At 60.8% G+C, this 13,301-nt stretch carries 14 protein-coding genes; all 14 read left to right on the top strand.

What is annotated here, in order from left to right:
* Positions 1–172: 172 nt before the first annotated feature.
* The gene (locus FHT82_RS15595; protein WP_183732258.1) at positions 173–2,077 is read left to right on the top strand and encodes a phosphatase PAP2 family protein; all 1,905 of its coding nucleotides are present in this window, start codon (positions 173–175) and stop codon (positions 2,075–2,077) included.
* Between the two features lie 185 nt (positions 2,078–2,262).
* A complete protein-coding gene (gene urtA / locus FHT82_RS15590; protein WP_183732255.1) occupies positions 2,263–3,555 on the top strand; it encodes an urea ABC transporter substrate-binding protein in 1,293 nt (430 codons plus the stop codon).
* Positions 3,556–3,659: 104 nt separating this feature from the next.
* Positions 3,660–5,294, top strand: coding sequence for an urea ABC transporter permease subunit UrtB (gene urtB / locus FHT82_RS15585; protein WP_183732252.1), 1,635 nt, complete (start codon positions 3,660–3,662; stop codon positions 5,292–5,294).
* The gene (urtC, locus tag FHT82_RS15580) at positions 5,291–6,454 is read left to right on the top strand and encodes an urea ABC transporter permease subunit UrtC (RefSeq protein ID WP_183732249.1); all 1,164 of its coding nucleotides are present in this window, start codon (positions 5,291–5,293) and stop codon (positions 6,452–6,454) included. The genes urtB and urtC overlap by 4 nt, the downstream gene beginning before the upstream one ends.
* A gap of 4 nt (positions 6,455–6,458) precedes the next feature.
* Complete coding sequence (urtD, locus tag FHT82_RS15575) at positions 6,459–7,214, top strand: urea ABC transporter ATP-binding protein UrtD (RefSeq protein ID WP_183732246.1); 756 nt, start codon at positions 6,459–6,461, stop codon at positions 7,212–7,214.
* Between the two features lies 1 nt (position 7,215).
* Positions 7,216–7,911, top strand: coding sequence for an urea ABC transporter ATP-binding subunit UrtE (gene urtE / locus FHT82_RS15570; protein ID WP_007816041.1), 696 nt, complete (start codon positions 7,216–7,218; stop codon positions 7,909–7,911).
* A 176-nt stretch (positions 7,912–8,087) separates the two neighbouring features.
* On the top strand, positions 8,088–8,912 hold the full coding sequence (locus FHT82_RS15565) for an urease accessory protein UreD (RefSeq protein ID WP_183732243.1): 825 nt from the start codon (positions 8,088–8,090) through the stop codon (positions 8,910–8,912).
* Positions 8,913–8,932: 20 nt separating this feature from the next.
* Positions 8,933–9,235 (top strand): urease subunit gamma, encoded by a 303-nt coding sequence (locus tag FHT82_RS15560; protein ID WP_183732241.1) that lies wholly within the window; start codon positions 8,933–8,935, stop codon positions 9,233–9,235.
* Positions 9,236–9,245: 10 nt separating this feature from the next.
* On the top strand, positions 9,246–9,494 hold the full coding sequence (locus tag FHT82_RS15555) for a DUF1272 domain-containing protein (RefSeq protein WP_183732238.1): 249 nt from the start codon (positions 9,246–9,248) through the stop codon (positions 9,492–9,494).
* Between the two features lie 10 nt (positions 9,495–9,504).
* Positions 9,505–9,810, top strand: a complete 306-nt coding sequence (locus FHT82_RS15550) for an urease subunit beta (RefSeq protein WP_183732235.1) — start codon at positions 9,505–9,507, stop codon at positions 9,808–9,810.
* A 27-nt stretch (positions 9,811–9,837) separates the two neighbouring features.
* Positions 9,838–10,248, top strand: a complete 411-nt coding sequence (locus tag FHT82_RS15545) for a lysozyme inhibitor LprI family protein (protein WP_183732221.1) — start codon at positions 9,838–9,840, stop codon at positions 10,246–10,248.
* A 16-nt stretch (positions 10,249–10,264) separates the two neighbouring features.
* Positions 10,265–10,888 carry a Urease operon accessory protein gene (locus tag FHT82_RS15540; protein WP_183732790.1) on the top strand — a complete coding sequence of 208 codons (624 nt, stop codon included), beginning with the start codon at positions 10,265–10,267 and terminating at the stop codon, positions 10,886–10,888.
* A gap of 3 nt (positions 10,889–10,891) precedes the next feature.
* Positions 10,892–12,604: an urease subunit alpha gene (gene ureC / locus FHT82_RS15535; protein ID WP_183732219.1), complete on the top strand. Its 1,713-nt coding sequence runs from the start codon at positions 10,892–10,894 to the stop codon at positions 12,602–12,604.
* A gap of 22 nt (positions 12,605–12,626) precedes the next feature.
* Complete coding sequence (locus FHT82_RS15530; protein WP_183732787.1) at positions 12,627–13,301, top strand: TIGR02117 family protein; 675 nt, start codon at positions 12,627–12,629, stop codon at positions 13,299–13,301.

The raw sequence follows: 13,301 nt of genomic DNA, 5'->3' as shown, positions 1-13,301 counted from the left end.
TTTCCGGCGTTCCGGTCAGCTTATCGTCTCCGAGCCACTTTTGGCGGGATGGGCGGGAAAGGCAAGAGGCGGAACGCCGGCAGATTCACAGAACGGCAATATTTTTGAAACCGGTCTGTCACATAAGCGCTCTAACTCTCCCGCCGTCCGTTCAACCATCTCGGGTATCACCATGTCTGTTCCAAGCCTTTGCCGCCTGAGCACCGCGCTCGTCTGCCTTCTTTCGATTGTGCCATCGCTTGCCGCCGCCGAGCAGGCCACGGCGGCGAAAGCGCCTTATGTGGAGGCCGGAAACACCAACAAGCGCGGCGACGCGTGCTTCTCGACAGTGGACACCAATGCCGCCGTCCATCTTCTCTCCGGCTTCCTCGACGTATGGACGCCGCGCACGCCATTCGTCGATGCCGGCGTAGAGGCCCCAGCCAAGGACAATTGCCCCGCGGTTGCCAAAACGGATTGGGACGGCATTCCCTTCAGCAAGACCGACGGCCAGGTCGTCAACAAACTCGTCCATGACGCCAATATCGCCTATGTCGTCAAGGCGACGAAGGCGCGGACGGACGATCAGGCGGTTGCCGCTTATCTCGACGATCGCCGCGGCAAGAATGCCAGCATCGTCGATGGCCTTGGTCCGCTGACCGATGCCTGGAAGGCCGGCTCCAAGCAGACCACGACGATTACCGAAGTCGCGGCCGATGCGACGACGGTCAAATACGACGACAAGGGCAACAATCGCGGCGCCGGCAGCAAGCCGGACGCGGAAAACAAGACCGACGCCAATCCGGACATGGGCCTTGCCATCGACTTCATCAACGCCGCAAGCGGTGACGGTTCGACGGAGCCCGCCAAGCGTTATTTCAAATATGGCCGTCCCTACCGCTGGAGCCAGGAGGTATCGGTCGTCCCGACGCTGGAGCCCGCCAAGAGCGGCAAGCCGGTCGAGGACGGCGGCTTCCCGAGCGGGCATACGGCGGAAGCCTGGCGGGATGCGCTCGCCATGGCCTATCTCGTACCGCAGCGCTTTCAGGAGATGATCACGCGCGCCAGCGAACTGGGCGAAGATCGTATCCTTGCCGGCATGCATTCGCCGCTCGACGTCATGGGTGGCCGCATGCTCGGCACCGCCACGGTCGTCTATAATCTGAACAAGGCCGACAACGCCGCGCTGAAGAGCGATGCTTACACCCAAGCGCAGTTATGGCTCATTGCCAAATCAGGCGTTGCGGATGCGGGCGCGCTCGAAGTCGTGGCTCATGCAGCGCCGCTCGCCGCAGACCGTTTCGCTGATCATGACGCCAACCGCGCTTACGTGCTGCAGCGCCTGAGCTACGGCCTGCCCACCATCCATGGGACCGACCAGCCGGCCCGCGTGCCGCAGGGGGCCGAAGCGCTTCTCGAAACGCGTCTGCCCTATCTCGACGGCGAGCAGCGCCGCGACGTGCTTGGCACGACGGAGATCGCCTCGGGCTATCCGCTGCTCGATGATGCTGAGGGCTATGGCCGCCTCAACCTGTTTGCCGCGGCAGACGGCTACGGCGCCTTCGATCAGGACGTGATCGTGACGATGGATGCCGCAAAGGGCGGCTTCAACGCGATTGATACTTGGCGCAACGATATCGGCGGCAAGGGCAAACTGGCGAAGCGCGGCAGCGGCATTCTCGGCCTTTCCGGCGCTAACAGCTATACCGGCGGCACGGTGCTGGAAGAAGGCGCGCTGGTGGCAGGCTCGCCCTCGGCCCTTGGCACCGGCGGACTGTCCGTGAACGGCGGCTCTCTCGTCCTGGCGGCCGATAAGCCCCTGACTGTGGGCGGTGATTATCAGCAGCTCGCCAATACCGTGGCGAAGCCGACGCTCGGTGCTGACGGTGCGGGCACGCTGGTCATCGCGGGCAATGCGGTACTCTCCGGCGCTCTCGACGTCACACTTGCCCCAGGCTACGCCCCGGCGCCCGGAACGAAGATCGAGATCCTGAAGGCAAGAGCCGTCACCGGCATCTTCGACAAGTTCACCATCTCCGGCCACAAGGCGACCCTTTCCTACGGCCCGACGTCGGTCACCTTGACGATCGGCGGATAATATCGAACTGGCAGGGCGTCCTCTCCGCGGGATGCCCCGTCTTGTCTTTACCTGCCCGTTTGCCCCTGCCGCCTACGTCATTTTGCGTATGTGTTTTTGCGTTGCAGCACCCGATAGTTCTTTAAGCAACAGTTAATCTCCGTTTCCGGCCCTGTTGCGGAACAAGAAGAGGGGAGTTCAACCAGATGAATCTCAAATCCACTATTACGGGCGCAGCACTCGGCGCGGTCATTGCCGCATCGGCCGCCTTCCACGGCGCGGTTGCTGCCGACGACACGATCAAGGTCGGCGTTCTGCACTCGCTGTCCGGCACGATGGCGATTTCCGAAACGACGCTGAAAGACGCCATGCTGATGCTCATCGACGAGCAGAACAAGAAGGGCGGTCTCCTCGGCAAGAAGCTCGAAGCCGTCGTCGTCGACCCGGCTTCCGACTGGCCGCTCTTCGCCGAAAAGGCCCGCGAGCTGATCGAAAAGGACAAAGTTGCCGCCGTCTTCGGTTGCTGGACCTCCTCTTCGCGCAAGTCGGTCCTGCCTGTTTTCGAAGAGCTGAACTCGCTGCTCTTCTACCCGGTCCAATACGAGGGTGAAGAATCCTCGCGCAACATCTTCTACACGGGTGCTGCTCCGAACCAGCAGGCGATCCCGGCCGTCGACTACCTGATGAACACCGAAGGCGTAAAGCGCTTCGTGCTCGAAGGCACCGACTATGTCTACCCGCGCACGACCAACAAGATCCTGGAAGCCTATCTGGAATCCAAGGGCATTCCGAAGGAAGACATCCTCATCAACTACACGCCGTTCGGCTTCTCCGACTGGCAAACGGAAGTTTCCAAGATCAAGGAATTCGGTTCGGCCGGCAAGAAGACGGCCGTCGTCTCCACCATCAACGGTGACGCCAACGTTCCTTTCTACAAGGAACTCGGCAACCAGGGCATCAAGGCGACCGATATCCCTGTCGTCGCCTTCTCGGTCGGCGAAGAAGAGCTTGCCGGTCTCGACACCAAGCCGCTTGTCGGCCATCTCGCCGCCTGGAATTACTTCGAATCGGTCGATATGCCGATCAACAAGAAGTTCATCAAGGAATGGCATGCTTACACAAAGAACGACAAGCGTGTGACCAACGACCCGATGGAAGCTGCCTATATCGGCTTCAACGCCTGGGTTAAGGCCGTCCAAGCTGCCGGCACGACCGATACGGATGCGGTTCTCGACCACATCATCGGCGTCTCTGTTCCGAACCTCTCCGGCGGCACCGCGACCGTCATGCCGAACCACCACATCACCAAGCCGGTGCTGATCGGTGAAATCCAGGCCGACGGCCAGTTCGAAATCGTTCAGCAGACCCCCGCGGTCGTCGGCGACGAATGGTCCGACTTCCTGCCGGACTCCAAGGATCTGATCTCCGATTGGCGCAAGCCGATGAACTGCGGCAACTTCAACGTTGCCACCGGCAAGTGCGGCGGCAAGGGTTCCTGAGTTAGCCCGTTCGACATGAGCCACTAAGACTTCCGTCCGGATTTCAGATCCGGGCGGAAGCTTCGTCCCCAGCGGTTGCTACGATAATTTAGGCGGGAAAGCCGATGTATCGCGCCATCAAGATCTTTCTTTTGACTGTTTGCCTCGCGTTTTCGGGGCTGGCGCTTGCCGGCGTGACGGCAGGACTCAAAGCTCAGGATGATGTCCACGCTCTTGTCGATGCGCTCGGCGTCGGCGGTTTTCCGGAGCGCGAAGCGGCCATCAAGGCGCTCGTCGCTTCCAAGGATGCGCATGTCAGCCAGATATTGCAGCAACTGAGCGATGGCCTTCTCTACGTCAATTCCGACGCGGGAGGCCCCGTCCTCGTTCAGGGCGGCACGGATGACGAGCCGACCTATTCCGATCCGCTCACCGGTGAAGCAGTTGCAGATATCGATCCCGACACGATGTCGAAGGTCAGGATCAACAATTCGGTGCGTACGCTCATCGGCACATTGATGAGCCAGATGACGCTGTTGAGCCCTGATCGCGGCGCCCGCCTTGCAGCCGCCCAGGGGCTCCTTAAGGATGCCGATCCCGCCAATCTCGATTTGCTGAATTCGGCGCTGGCGGATGAGAAGGATGGCGAGATCAAGAGCACGATGGAAGCGGCGCGCGCCGTCATGGTGCTGAAGAGCGATGCGAGCGCCGACGAGAAGAGGCAGGCGATCGATACGGTTGCCGCACGTGGCGGCCGCGATGCGCTGACCATCCTCAGTACGGCGTTGGCAACCGCGCCCGACGATCTCAGGCCTGCCATTCAGACGCATATCTCGACCATCAACCGCAGCCTCGCTCTCTGGAATATCGTCCAGAATATCTGGTACGGCCTTTCGCTCGGCTCGGTGCTGCTGCTTGCTGCCATCGGCCTTGCCATCACCTTCGGCGTCATGGGCGTCATCAACATGGCGCATGGCGAGATGGTGATGATCGGCGCCTACACGACTTATGTCGTGCAGGAATATATCACCGCGAATTTTCCCGGCATGGCCGACTATTCGCTGGCCTTTGCCGTGCCTGCCGCCTTCGTCTTCACCGGTTTCGTCGGTCTCATCATCGAGCGCGTCGTCATCCGCTATCTCTACGGCCGGCCGCTGGAAACGCTGCTGGCCACCTGGGGCGTGTCGCTGATCCTGCAGCAGGCGGTGCGCACGGTCTTCGGCCCGACCAACCGCGAGGTGCGCAATCCGAGTTGGATGTCGGGTGCTTTCGAACTCGGCGGGTTGTCGATCACCTGGAACCGTCTCTGGATCATCGTCTTCTCGATGGCGGTTTTCGTGACGCTGCTGATGCTCTTGAAGCGCTCCGCCTTCGGCCTGCAGATGCGCGCGGTCACACAGAACCGGCGCATGGCTTCGTCCATGGGTATTCGCACCGGCTGGGTCGATGCATTTACCTTCGCACTTGGGTCCGGCATTGCCGGCATGGCGGGTGTGGCGCTCTCGCAGATCGATAACGTCTCGCCGAACCTCGGCCAGAGCTACATCATCGACAGTTTCATGGTCGTGGTCTTCGGTGGCGTCGGCAATCTCTGGGGCACACTCGTCGGCGCTCTGTCGCTCGGCGTCGTCAACAAGTTCCTCGAACCCTTTGCCGGTGCCGTGCTCGGCAAGATCCTAGTGCTCGTCCTCATCATTCTCTTCATCCAGAAGCGTCCGCGCGGGCTCTTCGCACTCAAAGGAAGGGCGGTGGAAGCATGATTACGGCCTTCCTTCTCCGGTCTCTCGATCGCCGGATCTCCATTGCTATCGCCATTCTGCTGGTGATCGCGGTTCTGGTGCCGGTGCTGAACCTCGCGACCGCGGCGGATAATCCGCTGCATGTGCCGACCTATATCATGGCGCTGTTCGGCAAGTACCTGACCTATGCGCTCTTGGCGCTGGCGCTCGATCTCGTCTGGGGCTTCTGCGGCATTCTCTCGCTCGGCCACGGCGCCTTCTTTGCGCTCGGCGGTTATGCGATGGGCATGTATCTGATGCGGCAGATCGGCCCGCGCGGCGTCTATGGCGATCCTATCCTGCCTGACTTCATGGTCTTCCTGAACTGGAAGGAACTGCCGTGGTTCTGGTACGGCTTCGACCAGTTCTGGTTTGCGGCACTAATGGTGCTGCTCGTACCTGGTCTGCTCGCTTTCATCTTTGGCTGGTTTGCCTTCCGCTCGCGCGTCAACGGCGTGTATCTCTCTATCATCACGCAGGCCATGACCTATGCGCTGCTGCTTGCCTTCTTCCGCAACGACATGGGCTTCGGCGGCAATAATGGCATGACCGATTTCAAGGATATCCTTGGTTTCAACGTGCAGGCGGACGGCACACGTGCCACGCTCTTTGCAGCCACCGCAATCTTCCTGGCACTCTCGCTGATGATTGCCTCGGCGATCGTGCGGTCGAAATTTGGCAAGGTACTGGTCGGCGTGCGTGATGCGGAAAGCCGCACGCGCTTCCTCGGCTATCGTGTCGAGCATTTCAAGCTCTTCACCTTCGTCGTCTCAGCGATGATGGCGGGCATTGCCGGCGCGCTCTACGTGCCGCAGGTCGGCATCATCAATCCCGGCGAATTTGCGCCGGCCAACTCCATCGAAGTCGTCATCTGGACGGCTGTCGGCGGGCGGGCGACGCTGATCGGGCCGATCATCGGCGCGATCCTCGTCAACGGCGGCAAGACGATCTTTACCGGCCTCTTCCCCGATTACTGGCTGTTTGCGCTCGGCGGTCTTTTCGTGCTTGTCACGCTGCTTCTGCCGAAGGGCATTGTCGGCACGATCGCCCAATATCTCGGCAAGCGGAAGCCTGTATCCAACGGCGTGCCGCCGGCCGCTGCCGAAGAAGGCGTCGACGCAAAAATCCAGGCTGCGGAGTAGACCCATGATCCCCGACGTCAAACCCAACAGCGTGCTCTATCTCAATGGTGTCTCAGTCTCCTTCGATGGTTTCAAGGCGCTGAACTCGCTCTCTATCGTCATTGAACCGGGTGAACTGAGAGCGATCATCGGCCCGAACGGCGCCGGCAAGACGACGATGATGGATATCATCACCGGCAAGACCCGGCCGGATGAAGGCGAGGTCTTTTTCAATGGCAATATCGACCTGACCAAGAGAGACGAGGCCGATATTGCCCAGCTCGGCATCGGCCGGAAATTCCAGAAGCCGACGGTCTTCGAAAGCCATACGGTCTGGGACAATCTCGAACTGGCGCTGAATCGCCGGCGCACGGTATTCTCGACTTTGTTCTATCGGTTGTCCGGCGAGGACAAGGACCGTATCGAGGAAATCCTGGAGACGGTGCGGCTGACGCATCGCCGCGATGAGTTCGCCGCCAACCTGTCGCATGGGCAGAAACAGTGGCTGGAGATCGGCATGCTGCTGGCGCAGGAGCCGAAGCTCCTGCTCGTCGACGAACCGGTAGCGGGCATGACCGATGCCGAGACGGCGGAGACAGCGATCCTGCTCAAGGATATCGCCAAGACACGGTCGGTCGTCGTCGTGGAGCACGATATGGGTTTCATTCGCGATCTCGGCGTGAAGGTAACCTGCCTTGCGGAAGGTTCGGTGCTGGCGGAAGGATCCATCGATTTCGTCAGCAACGATCCGAAAGTGATCGAGAACTATCTGGGGCGCTGAGATGCTGACCGTTGAAAATGCAAATCTTCATTATGGTGCTGCACAGGCGCTGCGCGGCATCTCGATCAAGGCCGAGATGGGCAAGATCACCTGCGTGCTCGGGCGTAACGGTGTCGGCAAGAGTTCGCTCTTGCGCGCCGTCACAGGCCAGCACCCGATATCGGCGGGAACCATCACGTTCAACGATGCGAAGCTCAACGGCCTGCCGCCCTTTGCCCGCGCCAAGCAGGGCATCGGCTATGTGCCGCAGGGGCGTGAAATATTCCCACTGCTGACCGTCAAGGAAAACCTCGAGACCGGCTTTGCTCCGCTTGGCCGCCGCGACCGCAACATCCCCGACGATATCTTCAGTCTCTTCCCGGTGCTGAAGTCGATGTTGTCGCGTCGCGGCGGCGATCTTTCGGGCGGGCAGCAGCAGCAGTTGGCGATCGGCCGGGCGATGGTCACGCGGCCGAAAATCCTTGTGCTCGACGAGCCGACCGAAGGTATTCAGCCTTCTATCATCAAGGATATCGGCCGGGCGATCCGTTACCTGCGTGATTCCACCGGCATGGCGATCCTGCTGGTCGAACAGTATCTCGATTTCTGCCGCGAGCTTGCCGACTATGTGTACATCATGGATCGCGGCGAGATCGTTCACGAAGGTCTTGCCGAGACGCTGGACACGCCGGAAGCGCGCCGCCATCTAACCGTATGATCTTTCTGGCCAACACGCTGGCATCTGCCGCATTTTGCGGCAGATGCCTTCCGCGCCATCCTTATGGCCCGTGGGGGTACGGGCTTTCGGAAAGCGGCATGGGACTTGCTTTGTTGCAGTCAACAGACACATTCAACGCAAGATGCCAGACAGGATGGCATCTGCACGGGGGTGGCATGACAGGCGCGGCGGCGGGCATCACGAGACCGCAGAGAGCGGAAGGACGCGGGCATCTTGCTGCCAAGGTGCAGGATGGGCGTACGCGAATCCGCGAGCTTTATCAGGAAGGTGCGGCAAAGATCCGTCTGCCGGATACATTTGATGCCTCGATGGAGGCTGTTATTATCAACACGGCCGGCGGGCTGACCGGCGGCGACCGGATGAACTGGAGCGTATCGGCGGGGGCGGGTACGCGCATCGATGTGACGACGCAGGCCTGCGAGAAGATCTACAAGGCATCGGCCGGCACGGCAGAGGTGACGACGCAGATCGAGGTCGGGCCGGGTGCCCGCGTCGACTGGCTGCCGCAGGAGACCATTCTTTTCGATCGCGCCTCGCTGTTTCGCCGTCTGGATGTCGATCTCGACGACAGCGCGGAGTTCCTTGCCGTCGAAGCCATCCTGCTCGGTCGCACAGCCATGGGCGAGACGATGGAGACGGGGCTGTTTCGCGATCGCTGGCGCATCCGCCGCTCGGGCCAACTTGTTCATGCCGAGGAGCTGCGCCTTTCCGATGCCGTTGCGCTGCTGGCGGCAGAGCAGGCTGTGCTTGGCGGGCAGGTGGCTTTTGCGACGGTGCTTTATGCCGGGCCGATGTCGGAAGCTTATCTTGCCAAGGTCCGGCCGCTGGTGGACGGGCATATGGGTGGGGCAAGCGCCTGGAGCGACAAGATCGTCGTGCGCCTTGCCGCAGCCGATGGCTTTGCGCTCAGAAAAATCCTCATCCCTGTCATTTCCGCCTTGCGCAATGGAGCGCCTGTGCCGAAAGTCTGGAATCTATGAGTTCAATAAGCGGATAGACAATGAACCTCACCCCGAGAGAAAAAGACAAGCTGTTGATTTCCATGGCCGCCGTGGTAGCGCGCCGACGGCTGGAGCGCGGCGTCAAGCTGAACTATCCGGAAGCCATTGCCCTTATCAGCGATTTCGTCGTCGAGGGCGCGCGTGATGGCCGCCCGGTCGCCGAACTGATGGAGGCCGGCGCCCATGTGATCAGCCGCGACCAGGTTATGGAGGGCATTGCCGAGATGATCCATGATGTACAGGTCGAGGCGACATTCCCTGATGGAACGAAGCTTGTGACCGTGCACGAACCGATCCGCTGAGGAGTACGCCATGCTGGAGCTTCGACCCAATTGCGAATGCTGCGATAAGGACCTGCCACCCGATAGCGCCGAGGCGATGATCTGCACGTTCGAGTGCACCTTCTGTGCGGATTGTGTCGAGGTGCTGAAGGGCGAGTGCCCGAATTGCGGCGGCAATCTCGTTGTCAGGCCGATCCGGCCTGCGTCGAAGCTCGAGAAATATCCGGCTTCCACCAAGCGTGTCTTGAAGGCCGAGGGCTGCGCGCCCAAGGCGGCTTAAGGAGAGATAGATGATCCCTGGCGAAATCATTGCTGCAGGCGGCGAGATCGAGCTCAATGCCGGCGCGCCGACTGTGACGCTCGAGGTCTCCAATACCGGCGACCGTCCCGTACAGGTCGGCAGCCACTATCATTTTGCAGAGACCAATGCCGGCCTGTCCTTCGATCGCGACAAGGCGCGTGGCATGCGGCTCGATATTCCCTCGGGTACGGCGGTGCGCTTCGAGCCTGGCCAGACCCGTTCGGTGACGCTCATACCGCTCTCCGGCAACCGTGAGGTCTATGGCTTCCGCCAGCTCGTCATGGGCCGGCTCTAATCAAAAGAAAATGACGGGAGGACATTCATGCGCTTGAAGATAGGGATCATCGGTGCAGTTGTGATGCTGTTTGCCACCGGTGTTGCCCATGCCGAGGACGTGGACTGCGACAATGCGCAGACACAGGCTGATATGACCAGCTGCGCGCAGGCGCGTTACGATGAGGCCGACAAGGGGCTCAATGCCCAATACAAGAAGACGCGCGCTGCCATGGTGGCGATCGACAAGGACCTCGATGCCGACATGAAGGGCGCCGAGCAGGCGCTGCTCAAGGCGCAGCGCGCCTGGATCACCTATCGCGACGCCCAGTGCGAAAACTACGGCTTCCAGGCCCGCGGCGGCACGATGGAGCCGATGCTGGTAGCAGGTTGCCTTGCCGATCTGACGGACCTCAGAACCAAAGAGCTCAAGGAGCTCTCCGAAGGAACGGGCCAATAAGGTGGGCAGGACAATCATGATCGTCGGCAACGGTGAAGTGGGAGAGGGAGGGGCGGAGATCATCGACGCTGCCGATTTCGTCATCCGCTTCAACGAATGCCGCTCCTATGGCGCCGGAGGCGCACGCACCGATGTGGTGGCCGTGTGCAATACCGGCCGCCCTGCCAAGGCCATGCTCGGATCCGAGAGCTGGCGCATCCATCCCGGTGTTGTCGAAGCCTCGGAAATCTGGAGTGTGCGCGATCCAGCAAAATTCGAGGCGATGCGCGCGCCGCTTGCCGTTTCCCATCCCGAACTCGATGATTTCTGCGACGATTACACCAACCAATTCAGCGACTTCTGCATGCAAGCTGGCAAGGAGCATCGGGTCGTTGACAAACGGATTCATGACGCCGTCGATCAGGCGCTGTCGGCTTTATCGCCGGCGCCTTATGTCGTGCCGAGCAGCGGCATGATCGTGATCGGCGAAGTGCTCGACAGATTTCCCGATGACGAAGTGACGCTCGCGGGCTTCGGCCATGTTGGCTGGGAGTGGCATCCCTTTGCCGCCGAGAAGCAGCTCGTCGACTCCTATATTGCAGCCGGCCGCCTCACGCGGCTTGCCGGAAAACCGCTCGTCTCTTCCTCCCAAGGAGCCTGATAGATGCCCTACAAGATCTCCCGCGCGGCTTATGCCCGCATGTTCGGTCCGACCACCGGCGACAAGGTCCGCCTTGCCGATACGGAGCTTTTCATCGAGATCGAAAAGGATTTCACCACCTATGGCGAGGAGGTGAAGTTCGGCGGCGGAAAGGTCATCCGTGACGGTATGGGCCAGAGTCAGGTGACGCGGGCAGGTGGGGCGGTCGATACCGTTATCACCAATGCCGTCATCATCGACCACACCGGCATCTACAAGGCCGATATCGGCCTGAAGGACGGTCGTATCGCTGCGATCGGCAAGGCCGGCAATCCGGATATGCAGCCCGGCGTCAACATCATCGTCGGTCCCGGTACGGAAGCGATTGCCGGAGAAGGCAAGATCGTGACGGCCGGCGGCATGGACAGCCACATCCATTTCATCGCCCCGCAGCAGATCGAGGAAGCGCTGATGAGCGGCGTGACCTGCATGCTCGGCGGCGGCACAGGGCCGGCACATGGCACCTTGGCGACGACCTGCACGCCCGGCCCCTGGCACATTGCGCGCATGATCGAGGCTGCCGATGCCTTCCCGATGAACCTTGCCTTTGCCGGCAAAGGCAATGCGTCGCTGCCGGGCGCGCTGCAGGAAATGGTGCTTGCCGGTGCGACCTCGCTGAAGCTGCACGAGGACTGGGGCACGACACCAGGCGCCATCGACTGCTGCCTGTCGGTTGCCGACGACTATGACGTGCAGGTGATGATCCATACGGATACGCTGAACGAGAGCGGTTTCGTGGAAGATACGATCGGCGCCATCAAGGGCCGCACCATCCATGCCTTCCACACGGAAGGTGCGGGTGGCGGTCACGCACCCGACATCATCAAGATTTGCGGCCAGCCGAACGTCATTCCGTCATCTACCAATCCGACGCGGCCCTATACGGTCAACACCATCGCCGAGCATCTGGACATGTTGATGGTCTGCCATCACCTCTCGTCGTCGATCCCCGAAGATATCGCCTTTGCCGAAAGCCGTATCCGCAAAGAGACGATCGCGGCCGAAGACATCCTGCACGATATTGGCGCCTTCTCGATCATCTCGTCCGACAGCCAGGCCATGGGCCGTGTCGGCGAAGTGCTGATCCGCACCTGGCAGACGGCCGACAAGATGAAGCGCCAGCGCGGCAGTCTGAAGGAAGAAAAGGGCGACAACGACAATTTCCGCGTCCGCCGCTATGTTGCTAAATACACGATCAACCCGGCGATCGCGCATGGCCTGTCGCATGAGATCGGCTCCATCGAAGTCGGCAAGCGTGCCGACCTCGTCCTATGGAACCCGGCCTTCTTCGGCGTGAAACCGGATATGGTGCTGCTCGGCGGTTCCATCGCGGCGGCTCCGATGGGCGATCCGAACGCTTCGATCCCGACTCCGCAGCCGGTGCATTACCGGCCGATGTTTGCCTCCTTCGGCAAGAGCCTGACGAACTCCTCGGTCACCTTCGTTTCGCAGGCCTCGCTCGATGCCGGTATCAAGGGTCGTATCGGTGTCGCCAAGGATCTCGTTGCCGTCAAGAACACCCGCGGCGGCATTTCCAAGGCGTCGATGATCCACAATGACCTGACACCTGAAATCGAGGTCGATCCGGAAACCTACGAGGTGCGGGCAAATGGCGAGTTGCTGACCTGCGAACCGGCAACGGTGCTGCCGATGGCGCAGCGTTACTTCCTGTTCTGAGGCCGTTTCATCTGTGGGCGGTTTGAAGCTGGCAGCGCGATGGCTGATACGAGCAATCGCGCTGCTTTTATTGTTGGTAGCGGGTGGCACTTTCATTCCGAGGCCGCTGCTCGTGGCAGCCGAAGCTTCTCCCGAAACGGCAACCTCGCAGCGCATTCTGCTGCTTTCAGGTCCGATCCATACGGATATTGCGATCCCGCTCGATGATCGGCTTCGGGCGTCATTTTCCTTTCTTGAAGATGCCGGCATTCCGGTGAGCGATCCTGCCGCCCAATGGCTGATTTTCGGATGGGGCGGCCGTTCCTTCTATCTGGAGACGCCGACCTGGGCTGACCTGAAGCCGATGCCGGTATTTCGCGCGTTGACGATCGACAGATCGGTGATGCATGTCGATATTGCCGGGGACATCTCCGAAACCCATCCGGCCGTGACGGTTCTCAATGTCAATGGCGGGCGCTTCGAGCAATTGCTCGGATTTGTCAACGACAGCTTCATCCGGGAGAATGGAGTGGTGCTGCCGATTGGGGACCGGGCATATGGCACCTATGACAGGTTCTTCGAGGCGAAGGGCTATTTCAACGCGCTGCTCGGCTGCAACACATGGACTGCGGCTGCATTGCGCAAAGGCGGCTTGCGAAGCGGTTTCTGGAACCCGCTGCCGCAACCTTTGGCGCTTTCACTTCTCCTCTTTAATTGA

It is taken from the genome of Rhizobium sp. BK275, assembly GCF_014193555.1.
Classification (GTDB): domain Bacteria; phylum Pseudomonadota; class Alphaproteobacteria; order Rhizobiales; family Rhizobiaceae; genus Rhizobium.
Note: the sequence above shows the minus strand (reverse complement) of the source record. Positions and strands in the feature narration are given on the sequence as shown.